Raw genomic sequence first — 19533 nt, forward strand, 5'->3', positions numbered from 1 at the left:
ATAAAATACCCATTGATACTTCTTAATTAGCATGTTTTATTGTTAATAGATGGTTAAAAAGCAAGTAAATCAATAACAATTACCCTGGTAACATATCGTTACAAGTGAAACCAAAAGGAAGGATGTATGTCAGTTTCAAAAACGGCGCTACTACTGGGTGCTACTGCTATGCTGTCCGCGTCATGGAATGTTTTTGCCGCACCAGAAAAAGTCATTCGAATTAGTACTTGGGGATCGCCAAATCATGGTGTGAACAAAGTTATTTGGCCAACGTGGGGTGAGTGGATTGAAGAAGCTACCGATGGCCGTGTTGTGGTGAAAATTGAGTATGATCTAGGGCCTCCACAGTCTCAGGTTGATTTGGTTACTGATGGTATTGGTGAAGTCAGCTGGATCTTCCATGGTCATAAGCCTGGGCGATTTAAATTAACTCAGATGCCTGAAATTCCAACATTTACTGAAGGTGCAAGCTCTGAAATATCCTCTGTTGCTTATTGGCGTACTTACGAAAAATTTCTTAAAAAAGGCCGAGAACATCGCGGTTTAGATGTAATGGCTGTCGCAGTACATGGACCTGGTCAAATCATTACCCGCGAAGAAGTAAAATCATTAGATGATTTGCGTGGACAGAAAATCCGAATCGGTGGTGGCGTGATTGGTGCGCTGGCTAAAGAAATGAAAGTAACCTCGGTGTCTATCCCGACCACTAAGGTGTATGAATCATTATCGCAAGGCGTCGTTGATGGCACGTTTTTAACTCTAGAATCACTGAGCAGCTTCCGCCTAAACGAAGTGGCGCCTTATACCATGGTGGTACCGGGTGGCTTATATCGCGGTAGCTTTGCGATTGTGATGAACAAAGATACCTTGAGCGATGTTTCAAAGGAAGATCGTGACGCTATCATGGCGGTATCTGGCGAAAAATTGTCGCGATTGTTCGGTAAAATGATGGATGAGTCTGATAACGCGGCAGTCGCCGCTGCAAAAGCGGCAGGGAATACATTTAGTGAAGCACCAGACTCAATGGTTGCTGAGCTGAAAGTGCTAGGGCAAGACTTACAAAAAGATTGGTATAAAACGGCGAAGAAGCGCAAGGTTGATGGCCCTGCTGCGTATGACTTCTATCAAGATCAACTAATTGTGTTAGGTGAGTAATGATGAATGCTCGTATTTCCACGGGCATCAAGCGAGGGCTAGAAGCCCTTGCCGCCCTCAGCTTGATGTTAATGATGATCATCACGTTTATTGATGTGTTTGGTCGTTACTTTTTTGATATGCCCATTAACGGTGCCACAGAATTAATTGAAGTCTTGTTAGCTGTGATGGTGTTTATGGCGTTCCCGTTAGTCTCTTGGAGCGAAGAACATATTAGCGTTGATCTGCTTGATAACTACTTCCCTAAGCGCTGGGTCAATATACGCCAAGTTGTGATTAACTTAGTGTGCTCAGCAGCGTTAATTTTAGTTGCTATGATGAATTGGAAGTTAGCTGGTCGATCGTTGGAATATGAGGAGGTCTCTGAAATATTAGAAATTCCAACGGGTTATGTCACTTATTTAATTGCAGTAACTGGCGGTGTCGGCGGCTTGTTGACACTAGCGAATGCCATGATGTACGTAAGAAAAATGGTGAGTGGGGACACGGTACAACGCGTGGCTAACAAGGAAATAACTGAAGGAAATAACGGATGATTGCTTCAATTATAGGGTTCACATGCCTGCTAGTTATGGTGTTTTTACGGTTACCACTTGCTTTTGCAATGGGAGTCGTTGGCTTCTTCGGTTTTTGGTATTTAGTTGATTACAATTGGATGGCAGCCATGTCGATGGCAGCTAGGCGTATTATTGATACAGGGCAAGACTACAGCTTATCGGTTATCCCGTTGTTTATCTTGATGGGAAACTTTGTGACGAAAGCAGGGTTATCAAAAGAGCTGTATCAAGCATGTAATGCGTTTGTCGGCCACCGCAAAGGTGGGTTGTCGATGTCGACTATATTGGCTTGTGGTGGTTTTTCAGCAATTTGTGGTTCTAGTTTGGCGACATCTGCCACCATGGCGAAAGTGGCGATGCCACCAATGCGTAAGTATGGGTATTCAGATGGACTAGCATCGGCTTCTATTGCTGCTGGTGGTACGCTTGGTATTCTGATCCCGCCGAGTGTAATGTTGGTCATTTATGGTCTTTTAACAGAAAGCAGTATCCGAGAGTTGTTTGCTGCGGGCTTTATACCGGGTGTATTAGGTATTGTGCTCTATTTAATGGCGGTAAAATGGGTCGTCTACCGTAATCCAAGTTCTGCGCCTCCGGGAGAGCGGATGGGATGGAAAGAGCGCTTTATCGCATTAAAAGGCATATCATCAACGATTTTACTGTTTGTGCTGGTTATGGGCGGGATTTATATCGGTGCGTTTACCCCAACAGAAGCAGCGGGCATTGGTGCGTGTGGTGCATTTGCTTTGGCATTTTTCCGTGGGGTACTGAACTATCAAGTATTGCGTGATATTTTACTTGATACCGCAAAAACCTCGGCTTCATTGTTTGCCGTTGTTATTTCAGCATTGATCTTATCAAACTTTGTTAACCGTGCTGGGTTGCCTGATTCATTAATAGAGATGATCCAAGCGGTAGAAATGTCACCGTACCTTGCGATGGCTGTGATCTTGATGATCTATATCTTACTGGGCTGTGTATTTGAAAGTATGTCGATGATGCTACTGACGGTACCGATCTTCTTCCCTGTGGTTGTACAGATGGGCTTTGATCCTATTTGGTTTGGTATTGTTGTTGTGGTTGTCACAGAGATAAGTTTGATAACACCACCTGTAGGGCTGAATGTATTTGTATTGTCTGGGGTAATAAAGGACATTAAAACATCCACGATTTTCAAAGGTGTGGTACCTTTTTGGGTTGCTGATATGGTGAGATTAGCCGTCATTGTATTGATTCCTGGTGTTGCATTGTTTCTGCCACAGTTAATGTATAGCTGATGGGAATATAACAAGTTCTTGGCGTAATACAGTGTTGTATTACGCCAGACTGTAGGGGTAAGTATGAAACAAGATAATAATTTCGATTTACACGAATTCTTCCCATATAAAATAGTTCGTGTTGCTGACTTAGTAAGTCGCGGATTTTCAGAGATATACATAAAAGAATATGGGATTAGTCGCGTTGAATGGAGATTGATTGCATCTATTGGATCACTTGAAACTGCTTTTGCAAAAGAACTTGTTGAACATACTTCAATGGATAAGGTAAAAGTATCAAGAGGAATACAGAAGCTTGTTGAGAAGTCACTGGTTGAAAAGCAAGTGTCAGAGAACGACTTACGCAGTGTACAGGTGAGTCTATCGGTAAAAGGAAAGTCGTTATATAACGAATTGATCCCACGAGCGGTAAAGTGGGAATCAGAACTTTTTGAAGTACTGTCAGCATCTGAATATAAAGAAATGTATTTAACATTAAATAGACTAGCTCAGCGCTTAGAGTACATGAAAGAATTCGAACTTTCAGATGAAGAAATGTAACTCCTATCAATAAGACCTTGTCGTCTGCATTATTTATTGCGATTGAAATTTATATTGCTGTTTCATTTTAAGCGGCAATATATAATTAAAGGATTAATATATGTCATTGTTAAAGTCAGCTTTATTAGTTGGAGCCACCTCATTATTACTCTCTTCATGGAGTGCGGTAGCTGCTCCCGAAAAAGTCATTCAAATTAGTACTTGGGGTTCACCCAACCACGGCATTAATACTGATGTCTGGCCAACATGGGGACAGTGGGTTGAAGAAGCTACGGAAGGTCGAGTAACAATCAATGTCAATTATGATTTAGGCCCTCCACAGTCACAAGTGGATATTGTTACAGATGGTATCGCAGATGTGAGCTGGTTCTTCCACGGGTTAAAGCCAGGTCGTTTTAAGCTAACACAGCTACCAGAAATTCCGCTGTTTATTGAAGACAGTAGCTCTGAGTTAGTCTCTGTTGCTTACTGGCGCACATACGATAATTACTTGAGGAAAGGTAAAGAACACCGTGGTGTCGATGTCCTTGCTGTTGGTGTACATGGACCAGGGCAAATTATTTCTCGTGATAAAGTGACAAGTGCTGATGACTTGAAAGGGAAGAAATACCGTATCGGTGGGGGAGTTGGAGGAGCGATAGCAAAAGACCTTAATGTTTCTCCTATTTCTATGCCGCCTACGAAAGTGTATGAATCACTTGCCCAAGGCGTGGTTGATGGTACTTTCTTAACACTTGAAGTGTTGAAAAGCTTCCGCCTTCATGAAGTTGCTCCTTACACAATGGCAATGCCCGGTGGGCTATATCGTGGCAGCTTTGGGATCGTAATGAATAAAGACACGTTGAGAGGAGTTTCACCTGAAGATAGAGCGGCAATTATGGCTGTTTCAGGCGAAAAGCTGTCTCGGCTATTTGGCAAAATGATGGATGATGCTGATGCCGCAGGTGTTGAAGCTGCGCTTGAATCAGGCAATGAATTCTCGCAGGCGCCAGAAGAAATGGTTGAGCAAGTTAAAGCATTAACCGTTGGCCTAAAGGAAAATTGGTACAAAACAGCACAGAAACGTAACGTTGATGGTAAAGCTGCTTATGACTATTACCTTAAAGAATTAAACAAAGAGTTAGCGAAGCAGTAATTTCTGACATATCGATAAATACAGCCACTATAGCTCTGCTTTCTCTTTCTCGTGAAAAGTATGGTTATGGTGGCTTATATTTTCATTTATACCTTATTCTCATAGATGTTCAAGCAGGCGAAAACAAAGATTATTAGTGATGTTTCTAGCTGTAATGCGAGGGAAAATTCGCTATATTAGCTAGTTATATCGAGCGCTTAGGGAGAGTAATAAGGATGAAAAATCAATCCACTTTTGAGTTACAGGAATTCTTTCCCTATAAATTAGTCAAAACAGCGGATCTTATTAGTCGTGGGTTCTCTGACGTGTATACCGCAGAGTTTGGGATAACCCGTACCGAGTGGCGGTTAATCGCGGCAATCGGCGAGCATCAACCAGTGCTTGCTAAGGAGCTGGTTGAGATTACCTACATGGATAAAGTGAAAGTATCACGAGGTTTGAATAAGATTGAGGATAAGCAGCTTATCGTAAAAGAAGTTGCCGATCACGACCATCGAAGTATTGAAATAAAGTTAACGTCAGAAGGCGAGTTGTTACTGAATCGCTTGATTTCATGCGCCGTGAAATGGGAAACAGAGTTACTTAATACGTTGTCCGCTACGGAATATAAAAATTTAGATATGAGCCTCAGTAGACTTTTAAAACGATTAGAGTCTATGCAACAAGCGAAAGACTAGTCTGTGGTTAAACCTATCTCCCCTTCATATTGTCGTTTTTTTTCAATACCCAATACATTTAGTGATTTACAATAACGGCAATGAATTAGCGCTTAAAGAGAAAAACATGCTTTTCGATGAACTATTAGAAGGCAAAAGCCTTGCCTTAACATCAGAATATTCAATTAAGCTGATCACCCCCGATGACTTGGCTGACATTCTGGCGATGCTTGAGAACCCAAAAGTAACAGAGTTTTTGTTTTTTGCTCCCGCTCCAGAGGAGCTATATCGGGCATTTTTTGAGCCAATCATTGAAGACACGCAATCAGCTATCGCTGAAGAACGCTGGCCAGAACACCCGACGGTGATCATCAGTGACAAGAATGGCCGATATATGGGGATGGGTGGATTAACCCAAGTGATGTTATTAGAAGGCAACTTTGAAGTTGGTTACCAATTGCCCGAGCACGCTTGGGGTAAAGGCATTGCAACAGCTATATGCAAGGCGCTGACACAACTTGCTTTTAGTATGCTGAATGCCCATAAGGTAACGGCTGACTGCTATGCAAGTAACGTAGGCTCGTATAAAACACTGGAAAAGTGCGGTTTTGAGCAGGAAGGACGTTTGAAAAACTACTACAAATATGATGGTGGTTTTGATGACCGATTATTTTATGGTTTATGTTTAGATTCTTACTTAAAGCTATTTTCGGAATAGGTTAAAAATAGTAACTTCTTTGTAAATCTTAATTTTATGTAGATAAACTAGTCAAAATGTAGCCAGTATGACTTCACGGTTGTACTGGCTTTTATGTATTTGGTAAATAAAGAATGCATGTCTAAAATTAAGTTGGATATACGTAAATAAAAGAACTGCATTCATCATGATTGGGATCACATTTTCGCCTCTAAATTGATGCGTAATGATGTCATACGACTAATATGTTCTCAAAAGTTAACAGGGCTGAATAAATGAGAGATGAAAGTAAAACAAATATTAAATATTGTGTTGTTTCAAATTTTATTTATATCCAGTTGTAATGCTGATACTTACTCAAGATACATTGATTCAAAACTTGAAGTAAATAATAAAGACTTGAACATGGTATTGAGTTACGGTGAAGAGATAATAAAACATTSATCATATTTTGTAAGAAGTGGCCTAGAATTAGGTGAAAATAACACGAGTAATGAGAATGTTTCATCTCGAAAAATTATGGGACTAGAAACTCGTATAGGTTCAACTTTTTCTCTCAATGAGTATGTTATTAAGCCATACTTGGGAACATCATTAGGTTTTAATTTTATTGAGGGAAGAGCTGGAGATAATGGTAGGATTTCATCATATATAAAAACATATATAGGTAGTGAGCTTCAAGCAAAAAAGTTATCTTTATATAGTCATATTGGGTATGACAATACGAGTGCGATACATGGTGGATCCTATGTCTCTATAGGTATAATGTTTAGGTTATAATAGCAGTTATTGTGAATGGGTAAGCTTGCTTTAATTATTATATTGGCTTTCAGTTTTAAATTAGAAGCAAAGTGTCAAGATTACTCGATACCAAAATTAATTAATAATGAAGTTCAAACTGAGAATATCATTGTTAATGTATGTTTCGGTAAAATACCATTGATGGTAGAAGAAGAACATTATGACAATTCCGATATTGTTAATGTTATTCGCGTCGATCCATATGGTGAAAATGAAACAATAAACTTCACATTCATTGATAAGAGTAAGAAAGGCTACTTGATAATTGAAAATAGTAATAAGATAGTTAAGTTAGACAGCTATAGAAATTTTAAATATAACGAAACTGTCAATAAGCTATCTTATTTTAAAACAGTATATGTACATACGGATAATAAATTTGGCGTATTACCGATAAACGAAGTTGAGTATTGGATTAACGGTGTAAAAATAAGCGATGTTAATTATCGCTCATCGATTGACTTATACCGTGGTACATCGACAGTTTGTCAAATATTGAAGATAGAAAAATTAGTAAACTACTATCAGGTAAAGCTGTATGTAGATAATGGTAAAAACCAATATCTACACATAGAACTTAATGGTAAGGATAAAATCCAGCCTATTTTTTACCAAGCTGATGGGGCCGGTAGTAAAAATAAAATGATTAAGCTGTCGAATAAAACGATAAGCAGCATACTATTGAATATTAGTATGAACAGTAATGAAAGTGTTGAAATACAATGCATGTTGTCTAATAAACCATGATTTTATGAGATAGGTTATGAAAAATAAAATTACTCTCCTAATTTGCATTTATAGCATGGTAATGAGTCAATTAGTGAACGCAAAGCAATGCGATAGTGTTGATGTTCCAGATTTGGAAAGTAATAAATTTATTAGCATTGATTATTGTTTCGATAATAAACCACTTTTAATTGAAAATGCACTTTTTAATAATAACTATGAAGAGCAAAGGTCGATGAGTGTGTTTTACGCTTCATCGAGTGGAAATGAGATCCTTATTGAGTTTAAAGACCAGGATCAAAACGGATTCTTGGCTGTATTAACACCTGATAAAAGAGTAGTTAAAGTCGAAGGTGATAATGACTATAAGTTTAGCTATCAGGATAAAAGTTCAATAGAGCTGAAATCAATTTATGTAAATAAGAAGGTTAAAACAAAAAACATACCTAGAAATTTAGTTTCTTATTGGGTTAATGGAATTAAAGTCGGTGAGGTTGATTATAAACCAGAAGTAGATGTCTATACTGGAAAATCATCAGTATGCCATATTGAAAATATTAAAGAAGGAACACTCACCTTTGGTAAATCTAAGCGTGTGAATATGGATACACAGCTAGATATTTACTTGGATAATGGATCAGACATTGTGTCAACCATCGAAATTACCGATGCAAGGGTAGTTGATAGTCCTAATAACGTAGCAAATGCAAGTGATGATCTTATTGGCTACATTCAAACACCTTTTATGCCAACGAAGCCGTGGAAGAATACGTTATCAATCGAGCGACGTGAAGTTAATACAGTTAAATCACGTATCGGCGTTAAGTTATTTCCTGATACAGAGGCTGCTGATATTCAGAATGGTAGATATGGCGTTCAAATGACAGTTGAATGTAAATTCAAGGAATATCGTTCGTGAAAACAACAGCTATAAGCCTTTTGATCTTTTTTACTTCAAGCGTAGCGAATGCTGGTTATGGGTATAGCGAAGGTGACTTGCTAGGCTCTGAAGAGATTACTATCTATGGTGAACATACTGAAGGTTATGATACATCAGGGTTTGCAGCTGCCGTTTGTAGTTTGGGTATTGATGGGGATAATGCCGGATTCTATTGGCCTGGTATATCAAGAAAAGTCGAGGCCATTGGGTTGAATATCGAATCGAACTCAAGTGGAAATATCGATCTTAGCGTAAAGATGAACAAAATCACTGAGCCAAAGGAAAGACACGTAAGTGCGATGATTCAAAAAGGTAATGTGGTATTGAAGGCTGGTAGTGGGGAGCAATTGCTCGTTAATGACTTTTACAATACATACGATGGAACTTCATCATTTACTGAAATTAAAACTTACGCGGGAAGTCCATCAGGGATTAATGTCGCTGACACTCTGACATTATTTTTTAATGATACTTCATATTATAAACGAATGCTTGGGAATACATATGAAGTATCTTTGGATTTGCAAATACTATGCTGGTAATTGATATGAAAAAAATTGTGATACTAATGCTTTATGTATCTTGTCTATCTAGCTCTTACAGTTCTTTAGCACATACACAAGGTCCTGTTAATAAAAACTTACTCACTGACTCGGGAAAAGCAAAGCTCTATTTAACAGTCGGTAACCTATCCGATAACGCTGAAGAATACAGCATAGAAATTAACGGTAAAAAATTATTAGATCAGTTTGGTCAATATCGATTATTGAAAGTACCAGCTAATAGAACCAAAAAAATTCCGTTGGTATTGAAAGCAACGAAACCAAACGTTGTAGAGAAAAAAACAATTTGTTCGACATCTGAAGGTGCAAATGTTGGGATGTTCAGAACAAAAGTATGCACAGTCGCTAAAGTCTATTGGAATAAAGAAGTGAGTTAGTAGTGGTTAGCATGATCAGAAAAGAGCTCAATATTGTATTACTTGGATTATCCGTTATTTCTGCGAATACCTGGGCAGCAGGTTATGACCGAGTAACAACACCAGATGGTTTCACCTGTGAAAGTTCATTAGATTCAGACTCAACAGTGGAAGTTTACACCGACTACAATTCGGGCTCTACTGATTATGACCAAAGTACTGGTTGGGAGCAGGGAGATAATGCAAACTCAACTGGAAACTCAGGGCTGAATATGGGAGTGAAGGTTACCGTACCCCTATTTGGTGCGAAAAAACGTGTGGATTGTACTCGTTTATACGAAATGGAGCTGATGCGCTTAAAAGCACAAATAGAAGCTTCTAAAAAATCTCAAATCGAAGTTGATTGGGGGGAGTAATGGTACGATGCCTCGGGTTAGTGTTATTCATTATTCCGATTTCTAGTTTTGCTCGACCATTAACAGATGCGCAAATAACGTTTAAATTTACTGAAGATAATACGGCATGTAGTTTAACCATCAATGACGGTGATGGCACTTATAAAGTTGATAGTGATACTGATGACTTCGAGGAAAAAGCGATTTCAGCAAGTATTAATTATGATGCAACTATTAGTGTTTCCAATATCAGTCATAGTAATTTCGCCCCAGCAGATGAAAAGGTGTTCTTAGATATTGCAGGTACAAAAAAGACTATCTCTCAATGGATATCTGAACCAGCAGAAGATATATCAAAAGGTAACTTTAGCTTAATGCTTAATGCGGAACATCCAAGGGATGATTTATATGGTAAAACAATATCAACAACAGTTGAGCTATCTGTTACATGTAAATAAACTCAACCAGTATATTTATATATTTAGTGTAATTATTACATTTACATTTAGCTATCCGGCTAGTGCAGCTACTAATGATATAGACAGTAAATCTGTTATATGGACAAGGACATTTGAAGAAAAAGCGCCAGAATGTGGTTTCAAATTTGAATCGTCTCCACCGAAGTTCGGTTGGCTAGGTTATGTTGATGCAACGCCATTAACCGTAATTGCTGTGGCACCTGAAGGAATGTCAGTGAAGTTATCTTCATCGATTGCACGAAAAGGCGGACCAATTGCTAGCTTAGAAAATGGCGATATTAGTGCAAGGATTGTAACTGTTGCTGATAGTACTGAAATAACTATATCAGTAGATACCATGGTGGGTACCGAGATGAGCTTTGATTCTGGTGAGTATGACTTATATTTTGAGTCGGACTCTATCCCAAGCTCATTTCCTGAAGGCGAGTTAGTTTTGGATTGGGTGATGGTATGCAGTTGAAAAAACTTATTATCATAGTCTTTTTATTTTATTCTCAGAGCAGTTATTCAGAAGTAGAATCTTCAACGCAATTGTCTATTAAATCTGAGACTATTGACCCGTCGTCTGTTTGCGGTATAGGGGTAACTAATGCTTCTGGGCCATTTAAATTTAATGATGAAAGTTGGCCTACATCACCCTATGCAGAATTGCGATTTATGGGGCCAGGCCCGTCTGAGAATTTAAAAATTAAAAGTTATGATCTGTCAGGCTTTGATGACAACACCGTTGCTAGTACGGATATTAAAATTACATTAGGACCATTGAATTACTCTGTTTCTACGTATATGAATTCTGGGGTTACGGTAAAAGTTAATAAAAATTATCATTTCAGAGCAACGCTAAAAACAAAAAATATTTGGCAGGAGTCTCCTGGACACAAAAAAATAACCTTTGTTATTCAGCTTAGGTGCTAGTTATGAATAAGCTATTTTATTTGATGTTGCTTGTTTCTTTAAATGTACTTTCTGCTGAGTCTGGGTCGCCACGTGTGTACCAAGAACGAACGGTACCTGCTTTATGTGGTATGCAGTTGAATACTGCTACAAGTGGAATTAGCTTCGATGGTGAAACGTCAAATGAAGCACCTGCAAATATAAGCCTTATTACTAATGATCCAACGGCTACGTTTGCATTGAAAATAATAGACCCGACATGGAGCGGTTTTGGGGCAACTACCCCCGATTTTGATATCCACTTTTTTAATATTGGTGGAACTGAATATACATTAACTCAACTATTAAATACTGATGGAATTGATTTCACTGTTGCTGAGAATGTGGACATTTCACTTCGCTTGGCAATGAATAAAGGTGACCTTCCTGCAGGGACACCAAAAGTAACAGTAACGCTTCAGTCGTTCTGTAAATAACTAAACAGCAATTACTAAATTAATGAGAGAAAGTACTATGAAAAAAGCAGTTATGGCAACAATTCTTGGTTCTGTATTAGGTATGAGCACAACAGCAAATGCGGCTGTGGATGCAGGCTTTAATTTAGACTTTTCGACTTCTGTAACGTCAACATGTGGTATTGATGCCGGCACTGCAAGCGATGGTTTCGTACACTTTACAGATATGTCAGATAACATGTCTGATCTTACGACCAGTGGCTATGCGCCTGCTGAAATTACAGTTAAAACCAATGGCGGTGGTACTACCGCGAACCTTTTCATAACCAACCTTTCTCAGACAGGTACACTTAATGGTGCAGGGGCAACTGCTGAAGTAAGATTGGCACAAGGAGCCAGTGCACCAGGTACTGTAAGTGGTTTTACTACAGTTAATGTAAATAGTGATACATCAGGTGGTGATGAATACGCATTGACGGATGTTGATGCTGGTCAAAAAGTTTATGCTCTTATTGCTGTAACAGATAAAGAAACAACTGAATTAGCGAGTGGTGATGCAACAGCGGCAGCACAAATTGTCGTTGAATGTATCTAATCATTGGTTAGGATGAAAGGAGGCATTATGCCTCCTCTTTTGGATTGTGTAATGTACAAATATTTTCCAATTATATTGTTAGCTGGCTGCGCAGATCCTTACGCACCAAACTATCAAGATTTCCCTGAACTAAATAAACCTCAAGTTCAGTTAGAGAAAAAAACTGACAGTTCTATTATCGACCTATTTCATTCACCGGTACAAAGCGTACCACCAGTCGGAACAACAAATATTGTCCGTGTTGGTAATGACGTACTTAATGATGGATCAGTAAAAATTCATGAACGGTTTGAAATATATGACTTAGTTACTTTTGGGTTTAACGGCGTATACGCCGAAAAAGGTAAATATGAAGTCACTGATCAAGATGATGACTGGTATTACATCTCAGGCTCGAATGGCGTTGGGTTAACTGATTTAGTCTCTCCGGTGGATGGTCAACTGAAAGTGAACAAGAGCAGTGGGCAACTTGCTGCAACGGTTGGCTTTAAAACTTATGTTGATACCGTGAAGGCCAAGAAGCTTGAGGCGACAACAGTACTCGACTCAAACGCTAAAAATAGAATCACCTATCAAGGTATTGAAGGTGGCTCTTGGGTGGTATTCCAGTATTCGACAACAGATAAGCAAGTCGATTATTTTTTAAATGGGATTAGTTTCAAAAATGACATGACGATGTCTAAAAGAGTGGTGTTTCAAGGCGCGGAGCTGGAGATCATCGATTTCAACAAAGATTCAATTGAGTACCGGGTTATTTCTGGTTTTAATATATAACTAGGTTTATGATTATTTTGCATATAATTCAAACGCTTAGAGTTTTAGTTGTTTCAATATTTATCTTCCTGTTCATTTACCCGCATATAGTTCGTGCTGACACAGAGAGAATGATTAACTTTAATGTAATCACTGACTTATATCGTGATCCAATCGTCAATCATTTTTCGGAAAACTACCCTGATTACGAAGCAACATTCTGCAGTTTTTTTGCTGAAGCGACGCTACGCTATATTGATAGTGGTTTTTATAGCACAGATGTCATGAATACTATTTCTGGTTATGTAGAAGAGGGAGGGCGGCCTACGGAGCTTACTATTGCCAGTTTGAATAAAGACTTTGATGTTGAGGTAAATGGTTACGTAATACCGGTGGGTACTTTTGATAAATACAGTGATTATTTTCCTATAAGAGTCAATTTATCGCGCAGAATGGATGGCAATACCTTTTATAATGATGAGCAGCCTTCGATGGTAAGTATGAATGTTGGCGAATTAGGCTTACTTGCACACCGTTTTACAATTGGTGATACCAGAAAAGGGCATATGCTTGTTGTACTTAAAACGACAGTAGGCTTCAAATTTTTCGACTATTCAGCCGTATACGATGTCAACGAGTCTCCAGGTTTTTTACAACAGTATGCACGAGATAGAGGGTTCAAAGAGGCAGTATTTGGTTTTATTAAATTGAAAGACCAATCTGTGCTGCGCTTAATCAAAAGTTAGTGATTGCCTGTCTTCAAACTGATTTGGAAATAAAGTGAATACAATGATCATAAACCCAGAGGTAACCCTCTGGGTTTTTGGCTATTCTGTATTGCGCTTTTGATCCTGAAGGGACTTTTTTGTTTGGCATATGGGGTATTGCTCTAGTTCAGAATAGCTTTTACCGACAATGATTTCGCGGCTGTGATGGTGCTTGAACTGGCGAATAGGACGAACTTGGTAGTGGCCGTTGTCTAAACACAGGAACCACTCGTTACCTTTACCGACAAACAATAAGCCTTTCTCTCTATAGCCTATACGGTTTACATAGTCGTGCTTTCTTAACTCAAAAATCGATCCATCTTTTAATAAAAATTTACCGCGATCAAAGGCTTTCACTTCAACATTGTATGCTTCTGTTGGACGTGTTGCTTGCTGTTCAGATAAAGATTGTGCTGATGCGATTACTGTTGGTGCAGTGATAAAAGGAGCGATCACTACTAACAATCGAGATAAGTTCATCATCTTCCCCTATATATAGTCATACTCTAGTTCCATATTCTGCGCAGTATCATAAATTTTAAATGGTTCGCACATGAAATAGCCTTGTAGCTTGTTACACCCCGTCTCGACTGCTCTATCGAATTCGGTGATATTTTCTATTCCTTCAATTGTTGTTTGCATACCGTGGAGGCTAAAGTAGTAATTTAGCTCTTTGAGTAGACGTAACTGGCGGTCTCGTTTCATTGCTATACGAACAAAACGATTCGAAAATTTAACTTCTGTGAATAGCCCCAATGTTAAGAGATCGAAATTAAAGTGGCCCGAACCAAAGTCATCAAGTATCAAGGCAATGCCTGCTTGGTGAATTAACTTTAAATTTCTTAAATAACTAGGTGTTTGAAGAATAGGGTAGCGCTCGGTTATTTCTATACGGATATTAAAAGGTTGTGATTTGCAGCAGCTAATGATTTCCTCAATCCATGATGTGTTTCCTAAAGCATCTGCATCAATATTGATGTTAATAGGACTACCCTTGATAAAGTTGGGTAACGATGAATAATGCTTTGTAAGATAATTAATACTGGCTTTCGTAGCTGATAGTCGTGAAACACAAGAGCCTGTATTATAAAAATGTTCAGAAATGTTATTGTCACTACCATCTACAACACGCGATAATAACTCAGCACCTACAACTCGCATATTGTAGTCAAAAATAGGTTGTAAGTTTGGATCTATGGTAACGCTTTCAGGTAAACTTGTATTATAGGCTCCAGTATGAACGTATTCATTTTCTTTCATTGCTTGCTGTAGTTGAATGAGCTGCTGACTTTTATTATTCATATCGTTATATAATATGTGACTTTTAAATAGTATATCATTCTGATTATGTAATTATAGCGTAAACAAAAAAAGTACATCATGTTTTAATTATAAATGTAACCTAGGTTTAAAAGTGAAGGTTATGTTTTGACTCTGAATTAAGATAAATGTTTACTGTTTATGTGGCGTTATAAATGTACGAACTTTAGTGCTTCATATGGTTGCTACTATTTTTTCGACAAATTTCAGAATAGATATTGAATTTTCCTCTTTGTGGGGGAGGTGATTCTAGCGAGAATTCTTATCTAAAATTGCGTATGCCATACCTAAAAATAGGTCATTTATGCTGTAAAATGTGATATTCATCGAAGGGGAGTAATCACAAAGTAGTATTTGTGTGATCAATATTTGGTTTTTGATATCACGTGCATTTTTTTTCGTATGCCGTGCCATATTTAGTAGACGATATTCCTACTAGTGCGTATTATGGATTCACAATTATAAAGATGCTTTTATTTATACAGCTTTTAGGAATTAGCTTCATGATTATTGTCGCTACTAAAAAATCAGAAAAAACAGCTCAGCGTATTATTGATTCAACATTGGAAATGGTCGAGAAAAAAGGGTGGGAACAAGTTAGCTTTACAAATTTATCACAATCTACTGGGATTTCACGCTCTGGAATAACTCGTTTGTTTCCCTATAGGAAGGATTTATTTAAATTAGTATGTACTCAGATTCCAATAGTTATTGATGACGTGATTGATTTTACAAATGAAGAAACAATCTGGGAGTCTTGGATTATTGCCATGAAGTCAGATGAAAAATTCATTAACTACATGAATGCAATCTTGGTTGCTCAATTTCGTGAAGAGAGCCGTGAAGGAATGAAAAACTTTGTTTCTTTATTTGAAGGAAGAACGGCTGATTTATCATTAGAATCTGAACTTATATACTGCCTGCTTGGAAAGTTTGTTTTATTCCATTCGATTGATAACTATTCATAAATTTATGAACGTCTCAAATCGCTAATAGGCTTGAGACGTTCAGTCGATCAAATTTTTGATAAATACTTAGTTGCGACAAAATTTGGTTTTCCCTCGAATGTTATTCGGCTGAACCCAGTATTTCCTTCCACGAACATGACTTTAACTTTATCTCCTTTGTTAAACTGTCCAATGACCTCTGAGTTAGTAGTTGAGTCATCACGTATATTCAGCATATCTACGTTTGATTGATATAATTCATACTTATGTATTATTTTCGTCGAAAAACTCAGTGTTGTTGAATTTTCTGCGAAAAGTGGTTTTGAAAGCAATGCCATAGTAATCAATAAGGCTGAAGGTAGTATATGTCTCATGTCCGCTCCTTATCTTACATTTTTATTTTCATTTAACGTGATATACATCACTTACCTTAATATTATGCCACTGGTTGTGTATGTGCCAATTTTATTTGGTATGCACGACGATAAAACTAAAGTGCAATGAGCTAGCTCAAATCTCTTTCATTCGCGACTGTTTACTAAGACTCAGCTACCCTTAATGTAAAAATATCAAGGAGCTGAGACTATGTCTGACCATCACTATCGCATTCAAATTATGTCTAAAGATGACTTAATGCTTGCCATTAACTGGGCTGCAAAAGAAGGGTGGAATCCAGGGCTGTATGACATTGAATCGTTTTATGCAGCCGACCCAAATGGTTTTTTAATGGGTTACTTAGGTGATGAACCTATTGCCTCTATTTCGGTCGTAAAATATGACGAAACCTACGGATTTCTCGGCTTTTATATTGTTAAGCCCGAATACCGAGGAAATGGGTATGGGCTGGCATTATGGCAAGCTGGGCTTGCTTACCTTGATGGATGCAACATAGGTCTGGATGGGGTAGCCGATCAACAGGCTAACTACCGACAGTCTGGTTTTAACTTAGCCTACGGCAATACTCGTTATGAAGGTAACGGTGGCGGAGTAACACCCGAGATCAAAGATGGTGATATTGTTTCTCTTGCAGATTTGCCATTTGAAGAAGTGGAGCATTATGACAGTGACTTCTTCCCAACTAAGCGAACTGGGTTTTTAAAGTCTTGGTTGAGTCAAACTGGCACTATTGCTTTAGGGGTTAGACAGCATGGTGAGTTAGTAGGTTATGGTGTGATGCGTCCATGCCGTAGCGGCTATAAAATCGGCCCATTGTTTGCCAATGATGCATTAGTGGCTGAAGATATTTTTTTGAGTTTAAAAGCTAAGACCAAGACCACTGATAATGTGTATGTAGATGTCCCAGAGGTGAATGTCGCTGCTGTTGCATTAGCACAGAAGTATCAGTTAGAGCCGGTTTTTACCACTGCACGGATGTATACCGATAATGTTCCTGATATTTCCGTAGAAAGGACATTTGGCGTAACAACATTTGAACTCGGTTAATATATCGGCAGTAATGGCCGTTCAGTTAATCAAAACGACGCGGCTTTAACTTTATTTTTAGTAACATGATATCGGTCATTCTTTTTGCTTGTCGGAAGCCTATAGATCTTGTAAAAGACTCGCCGTACCGCGGCATTCTTTTAATGGTAGATATATTAAGAAGGTATTATGAAATCAGAGATGTATTCAACGTTCGCTAATGAATATGATGATGTTATTCAAGACAACATCTACAACGCTTACCTAGAACGTCCTACCTTACAAGCAATGTTACCTGTGTTGACTGATCTTGATGTTGTTGATCTTGGCTGTGGATCTGGGGTGTATGCACAACACCTTCTTGCGAATGGTGTAAAAAAGGTAACGTGTATTGATTATTCATCAGAAATGGTTGAGCTGGTCAATATCAAAGCTTCTAAAGTTGGAGTGACTGAGAAAGTTACAGCGTATGCGCAAGATTTATCAAAAGGTTTGCCTCAAGAGGTTGATGCGAGTGCTGATCTCGTTATTTCACCGTTGATGATCCATTACCTTGAAGATCTCTCACCACTATTCAGCGATGTTCACCGTGTATTAAAAGCCGGTGGGGTATTTGTGTTTTCAACCCACCACCCATTCGCCGATTTTGAATGCTCGACAACGGGCAACTACTTCGAACGCGAGCGCGTTACCGAGAAGTGGGACACTGTTGGTGTACCTGTTGAGGTGAGTTTTTATCGTCGTTCGCTAACTGAAATAATGAATGCGCTGACAGAGAATGGCTTGGCCGTTACGCAAATCTCTGAAGGTGAGGTGTTGGAAAAAGTGAAAGAGATTTCACCGGAAAAGTATGAGTACTTATCCAAAAATCCAAATTTCATTTTTATTAAATGCCAAAAGCTCGATTGATTAGTTTACGCACTTAGTTTCAAGCTCTGATGAGTCGAGCTCTAGACAACACATTGCTTTCGAGTACATAAATAATCAAAGGCCAAAGCGTCATTTTTGGCCTTGCTTTAATCATTTCCCCATCTAAAGGTCACGTTTCGATATTTTAGTTGTCGAATTTAAAATTCAAATGCCAAAAAGTGCTTCTAGTTAACTATTATGATGGATAATATCAATCATAATAGTTTGCGTTTTTAGGGGGCTAATAATGTTTTCGTATGAGCATTTACTTGCATTTTGTACAACGTTTGAAGAACGGGGTTACAGTGCTGCAGCAAGAAAACTAGGCAAAGATCGAACCACGATACGCGATCAAGTCAAAGCGCTAGAAGACTATTATGCGGTCGCTTTGTTTGTTATTGACGGCAAGAAGGCAATGCCAACACCCACTGCACACCATATTTACCTACGTGCAGAAAAGCTTGTTAGAAGTAGCGAGTGTTTAAATCGTTCATTACAAGCAGCGTTTGATGCAGAACTGTTTTTAATCAACATTTATCATGATGTATCGTTACCCAATAAATTGGCGATTAAAATTGAGCATGAACTAGCGAAACACTTTCCTGAATTAAAAATTAATTGGCTTCATCGAAATAGAGAAGAAGCTTTTGAATTTATAGAAAAAGATAATAGTAGTATTGCATTGATGCAACACCGGAATGTTAATGCGACAGGTAAACCAATCAACTACTTTTCACTGGGTTATGGTGAATTGGCTGTGTATGCCGGTAGGCGAAGCGTACTTGGGCATTTGAAGAACATCACTCTTGATGACTTAGCACTTGAAAAGCAATACATCAGTGAGAATGATTTTAATACACTGCCCGGTTTGTACGTGGTTTCTCCTCGCTATCATTTAATCAGTAACAATGATTTATTAACCGAGATGGTAAAACATGACGGTTGGGCAATTATTAGTACTGCGCTGGCACAGCCTTTTGTTAATAGTGGTGAACTACTGCGTCTTGATGTGAGTGAAATAGCAGGCCACCTAAATTTTGGGTTTACGTTTTACTTTCCTGTTGGCCTAGAAACGCACCCTGTTATAGAGGCGATTAAAGTGGTGGCTAGAAATCATTTCAATTAAATAAGGCCTGAATTATGATGGATTTTATCCATCGTTTCGTATTTTTATGATTGATGGTTGGATGCAAT

The 19533-nt window shown here is 38.4% G+C and carries 27 protein-coding genes; 24 read left to right on the plus strand and 3 right to left on the minus strand.

The window, feature by feature from the left end; translation table 11 throughout:
- Nucleotides 1-126 precede the first annotated feature (126 nt).
- The 20 genes from L4D09_RS13135 (at nt 127) to L4D09_RS13230 (ending at nt 13720) form a co-directional block, all read left to right on the plus strand.
- Nucleotides 127-1155 carry a TRAP transporter substrate-binding protein gene (locus L4D09_RS13135; protein ID WP_428457961.1) on the plus strand — a complete coding sequence of 343 codons (1029 nt, stop codon included), beginning with the start codon at nt 127-129 and terminating at the stop codon, nt 1153-1155.
- The gene (locus L4D09_RS13140; protein ID WP_428457962.1) at nt 1155-1691 is read left to right on the plus strand and encodes a TRAP transporter small permease; all 537 of its coding nucleotides are present in this window, start codon (nt 1155-1157) and stop codon (nt 1689-1691) included. The genes L4D09_RS13135 and L4D09_RS13140 overlap by 1 nt, the downstream gene beginning before the upstream one ends.
- On the plus strand, nt 1688-2989 hold the full coding sequence (locus tag L4D09_RS13145; RefSeq protein WP_428457963.1) for a TRAP transporter large permease: 1302 nt from the start codon (nt 1688-1690) through the stop codon (nt 2987-2989). Before L4D09_RS13140 ends, L4D09_RS13145 begins: the two co-directional genes overlap by 4 nt.
- Before the next feature lie 63 nt (nt 2990-3052).
- Complete coding sequence (locus L4D09_RS13150) at nt 3053-3529, plus strand: MarR family winged helix-turn-helix transcriptional regulator (RefSeq protein WP_428457964.1); 477 nt, start codon at nt 3053-3055, stop codon at nt 3527-3529.
- A 100-nt stretch (nt 3530-3629) separates the two neighbouring features.
- Complete coding sequence (locus L4D09_RS13155; RefSeq protein WP_428457965.1) at nt 3630-4664, plus strand: TRAP transporter substrate-binding protein; 1035 nt, start codon at nt 3630-3632, stop codon at nt 4662-4664.
- 215 nt (nt 4665-4879) lie between these two features.
- Nucleotides 4880-5341: a MarR family winged helix-turn-helix transcriptional regulator gene (locus L4D09_RS13160; protein ID WP_428457966.1), complete on the plus strand. Its 462-nt coding sequence runs from the start codon at nt 4880-4882 to the stop codon at nt 5339-5341.
- A gap of 106 nt (nt 5342-5447) precedes the next feature.
- Nucleotides 5448-6038 carry a GNAT family N-acetyltransferase gene (locus L4D09_RS13165; protein ID WP_428457967.1) on the plus strand — a complete coding sequence of 197 codons (591 nt, stop codon included), beginning with the start codon at nt 5448-5450 and terminating at the stop codon, nt 6036-6038.
- Between the two features lie 261 nt (nt 6039-6299).
- Entirely contained in the window at nt 6300-6797 is a 498-nt protein-coding gene (locus L4D09_RS13170; RefSeq protein ID WP_428457968.1) for a hypothetical protein, read from the plus strand.
- Nucleotides 6798-6812: 15 nt separating this feature from the next.
- Nucleotides 6813-7565 (plus strand): hypothetical protein, encoded by a 753-nt coding sequence (locus L4D09_RS13175; protein ID WP_428457969.1) that lies wholly within the window; start codon nt 6813-6815, stop codon nt 7563-7565.
- Nucleotides 7566-7581: 16 nt separating this feature from the next.
- The gene (locus tag L4D09_RS13180; RefSeq protein WP_428457970.1) at nt 7582-8463 is read left to right on the plus strand and encodes a hypothetical protein; all 882 of its coding nucleotides are present in this window, start codon (nt 7582-7584) and stop codon (nt 8461-8463) included.
- The gene (locus tag L4D09_RS13185; RefSeq protein ID WP_428457971.1) at nt 8460-9026 is read left to right on the plus strand and encodes a hypothetical protein; all 567 of its coding nucleotides are present in this window, start codon (nt 8460-8462) and stop codon (nt 9024-9026) included. Before L4D09_RS13180 ends, L4D09_RS13185 begins: the two co-directional genes overlap by 4 nt.
- A 5-nt stretch (nt 9027-9031) precedes the next feature.
- Nucleotides 9032-9424 carry a hypothetical protein gene (locus tag L4D09_RS13190; protein WP_428457972.1) on the plus strand — a complete coding sequence of 131 codons (393 nt, stop codon included), beginning with the start codon at nt 9032-9034 and terminating at the stop codon, nt 9422-9424.
- Between the two features lie 11 nt (nt 9425-9435).
- Nucleotides 9436-9819 (plus strand): hypothetical protein, encoded by a 384-nt coding sequence (locus L4D09_RS13195; protein WP_428457973.1) that lies wholly within the window; start codon nt 9436-9438, stop codon nt 9817-9819.
- Nucleotides 9819-10256: a hypothetical protein gene (locus L4D09_RS13200; RefSeq protein WP_428457974.1), complete on the plus strand. Its 438-nt coding sequence runs from the start codon at nt 9819-9821 to the stop codon at nt 10254-10256. The genes L4D09_RS13195 and L4D09_RS13200 overlap by 1 nt, the downstream gene beginning before the upstream one ends.
- A complete protein-coding gene (locus tag L4D09_RS13205) occupies nt 10207-10737 on the plus strand; it encodes a hypothetical protein (RefSeq protein WP_428457975.1) in 531 nt (176 codons plus the stop codon). Before L4D09_RS13200 ends, L4D09_RS13205 begins: the two co-directional genes overlap by 50 nt.
- A complete protein-coding gene (locus L4D09_RS13210; RefSeq protein ID WP_428457976.1) occupies nt 10728-11192 on the plus strand; it encodes a hypothetical protein in 465 nt (154 codons plus the stop codon). Before L4D09_RS13205 ends, L4D09_RS13210 begins: the two co-directional genes overlap by 10 nt.
- Nucleotides 11193-11194: 2 nt before the next feature.
- The gene (locus L4D09_RS13215) at nt 11195-11647 is read left to right on the plus strand and encodes a hypothetical protein (protein ID WP_428457977.1); all 453 of its coding nucleotides are present in this window, start codon (nt 11195-11197) and stop codon (nt 11645-11647) included.
- A gap of 37 nt (nt 11648-11684) precedes the next feature.
- Entirely contained in the window at nt 11685-12221 is a 537-nt protein-coding gene (locus tag L4D09_RS13220) for a hypothetical protein (protein ID WP_428457978.1), read from the plus strand.
- Between the two features lie 51 nt (nt 12222-12272).
- Nucleotides 12273-12995 (plus strand): hypothetical protein, encoded by a 723-nt coding sequence (locus L4D09_RS13225; RefSeq protein WP_428457979.1) that lies wholly within the window; start codon nt 12273-12275, stop codon nt 12993-12995.
- Nucleotides 12996-13105: 110 nt separating this feature from the next.
- Nucleotides 13106-13720 (plus strand): hypothetical protein, encoded by a 615-nt coding sequence (locus tag L4D09_RS13230; RefSeq protein ID WP_428457980.1) that lies wholly within the window; start codon nt 13106-13108, stop codon nt 13718-13720.
- An 81-nt stretch (nt 13721-13801) separates the two neighbouring features.
- On the opposite strand, the gene L4D09_RS13235 is transcribed toward L4D09_RS13230, so the two are convergent.
- Together L4D09_RS13235 and L4D09_RS13240 are read right to left on the minus strand one after the other, a co-directional pair.
- The gene (locus tag L4D09_RS13235) at nt 13802-14221 is read right to left on the minus strand and encodes a hypothetical protein (RefSeq protein WP_428457981.1); all 420 of its coding nucleotides are present in this window, start codon (nt 14219-14221) and stop codon (nt 13802-13804) included.
- Between the two features lie 9 nt (nt 14222-14230).
- The gene (locus L4D09_RS13240; RefSeq protein WP_428457982.1) at nt 14231-15043 is read right to left on the minus strand and encodes an EAL domain-containing protein; all 813 of its coding nucleotides are present in this window, start codon (nt 15041-15043) and stop codon (nt 14231-14233) included.
- Nucleotides 15044-15564: 521 nt separating this feature from the next.
- On the opposite strand from L4D09_RS13240, the gene L4D09_RS13245 reads away from it, so the two are divergent.
- Nucleotides 15565-16029, plus strand: a complete 465-nt coding sequence (locus L4D09_RS13245) for a TetR/AcrR family transcriptional regulator (protein WP_428457983.1) — start codon at nt 15565-15567, stop codon at nt 16027-16029.
- Between the two features lie 47 nt (nt 16030-16076).
- Here L4D09_RS13245 and L4D09_RS13250 read toward each other — a convergent pair whose 3' ends face one another.
- A complete protein-coding gene (locus L4D09_RS13250; protein WP_428457984.1) occupies nt 16077-16382 on the minus strand; it encodes an SH3 domain-containing protein in 306 nt (101 codons plus the stop codon).
- A 211-nt stretch (nt 16383-16593) separates the two neighbouring features.
- On the opposite strand from L4D09_RS13250, the gene L4D09_RS13255 reads away from it, so the two are divergent.
- From L4D09_RS13255 to L4D09_RS13265, 3 genes are all read left to right on the plus strand, one after another.
- Nucleotides 16594-17451: a GNAT family N-acetyltransferase gene (locus L4D09_RS13255; RefSeq protein ID WP_428457985.1), complete on the plus strand. Its 858-nt coding sequence runs from the start codon at nt 16594-16596 to the stop codon at nt 17449-17451.
- Nucleotides 17452-17619: 168 nt separating this feature from the next.
- Nucleotides 17620-18339 carry a class I SAM-dependent methyltransferase gene (locus L4D09_RS13260; RefSeq protein ID WP_428457986.1) on the plus strand — a complete coding sequence of 240 codons (720 nt, stop codon included), beginning with the start codon at nt 17620-17622 and terminating at the stop codon, nt 18337-18339.
- Nucleotides 18340-18586: 247 nt separating this feature from the next.
- Nucleotides 18587-19465 (plus strand): LysR family transcriptional regulator, encoded by an 879-nt coding sequence (locus L4D09_RS13265; protein WP_428457987.1) that lies wholly within the window; start codon nt 18587-18589, stop codon nt 19463-19465.
- Nucleotides 19466-19533: the final 68 nt, after the last annotated feature.

The organism is Photobacterium makurazakiensis (assembly GCF_050336715.1).
GTDB lineage: Bacteria > Pseudomonadota > Gammaproteobacteria > Enterobacterales > Vibrionaceae > Photobacterium > Photobacterium makurazakiensis.

Coding starts and splice junctions, on each gene's coding strand:
- L4D09_RS13190 (WP_428457972.1), top strand. CDS start 9,032: ATGAAAAAAATTGTGATACTAATGCTTTATGTATCTTGTCTATCTAGC.
- L4D09_RS13255 (WP_428457985.1), top strand. CDS start 16,594: ATGTCTGACCATCACTATCGCATTCAAATTATGTCTAAAGATGACTTA.
- L4D09_RS13240 (WP_428457982.1), bottom strand. CDS start 15,043: ATGAATAATAAAAGTCAGCAGCTCATTCAACTACAGCAAGCAATGAAA.
- L4D09_RS13215 (WP_428457977.1), top strand. CDS start 11,195: ATGAATAAGCTATTTTATTTGATGTTGCTTGTTTCTTTAAATGTACTT.
- L4D09_RS13200 (WP_428457974.1), top strand. CDS start 9,819: ATGGTACGATGCCTCGGGTTAGTGTTATTCATTATTCCGATTTCTAGT.
- L4D09_RS13175 (WP_428457969.1), top strand. CDS start 6,813: ATGGGTAAGCTTGCTTTAATTATTATATTGGCTTTCAGTTTTAAATTA.
- L4D09_RS13135 (WP_428457961.1), top strand. CDS start 127: ATGTCAGTTTCAAAAACGGCGCTACTACTGGGTGCTACTGCTATGCTG.
- L4D09_RS13245 (WP_428457983.1), top strand. CDS start 15,565: ATGATTATTGTCGCTACTAAAAAATCAGAAAAAACAGCTCAGCGTATT.
- L4D09_RS13160 (WP_428457966.1), top strand. CDS start 4,880: ATGAAAAATCAATCCACTTTTGAGTTACAGGAATTCTTTCCCTATAAA.
- L4D09_RS13210 (WP_428457976.1), top strand. CDS start 10,728: ATGCAGTTGAAAAAACTTATTATCATAGTCTTTTTATTTTATTCTCAG.
- L4D09_RS13235 (WP_428457981.1), bottom strand. CDS start 14,221: ATGAACTTATCTCGATTGTTAGTAGTGATCGCTCCTTTTATCACTGCA.
- L4D09_RS13260 (WP_428457986.1), top strand. CDS start 17,620: ATGAAATCAGAGATGTATTCAACGTTCGCTAATGAATATGATGATGTT.
- L4D09_RS13150 (WP_428457964.1), top strand. CDS start 3,053: ATGAAACAAGATAATAATTTCGATTTACACGAATTCTTCCCATATAAA.
- L4D09_RS13145 (WP_428457963.1), top strand. CDS start 1,688: ATGATTGCTTCAATTATAGGGTTCACATGCCTGCTAGTTATGGTGTTT.
- L4D09_RS13140 (WP_428457962.1), top strand. CDS start 1,155: ATGATGAATGCTCGTATTTCCACGGGCATCAAGCGAGGGCTAGAAGCC.
- L4D09_RS13195 (WP_428457973.1), top strand. CDS start 9,436: ATGATCAGAAAAGAGCTCAATATTGTATTACTTGGATTATCCGTTATT.
- L4D09_RS13225 (WP_428457979.1), top strand. CDS start 12,273: ATGTACAAATATTTTCCAATTATATTGTTAGCTGGCTGCGCAGATCCT.
- L4D09_RS13220 (WP_428457978.1), top strand. CDS start 11,685: ATGAAAAAAGCAGTTATGGCAACAATTCTTGGTTCTGTATTAGGTATG.
- L4D09_RS13180 (WP_428457970.1), top strand. CDS start 7,582: ATGAAAAATAAAATTACTCTCCTAATTTGCATTTATAGCATGGTAATG.
- L4D09_RS13155 (WP_428457965.1), top strand. CDS start 3,630: ATGTCATTGTTAAAGTCAGCTTTATTAGTTGGAGCCACCTCATTATTA.
- L4D09_RS13250 (WP_428457984.1), bottom strand. CDS start 16,382: ATGAGACATATACTACCTTCAGCCTTATTGATTACTATGGCATTGCTT.
- L4D09_RS13165 (WP_428457967.1), top strand. CDS start 5,448: ATGCTTTTCGATGAACTATTAGAAGGCAAAAGCCTTGCCTTAACATCA.
- L4D09_RS13205 (WP_428457975.1), top strand. CDS start 10,207: ATGGTAAAACAATATCAACAACAGTTGAGCTATCTGTTACATGTAAAT.
- L4D09_RS13265 (WP_428457987.1), top strand. CDS start 18,587: ATGTTTTCGTATGAGCATTTACTTGCATTTTGTACAACGTTTGAAGAA.
- L4D09_RS13230 (WP_428457980.1), top strand. CDS start 13,106: ATGATTAACTTTAATGTAATCACTGACTTATATCGTGATCCAATCGTC.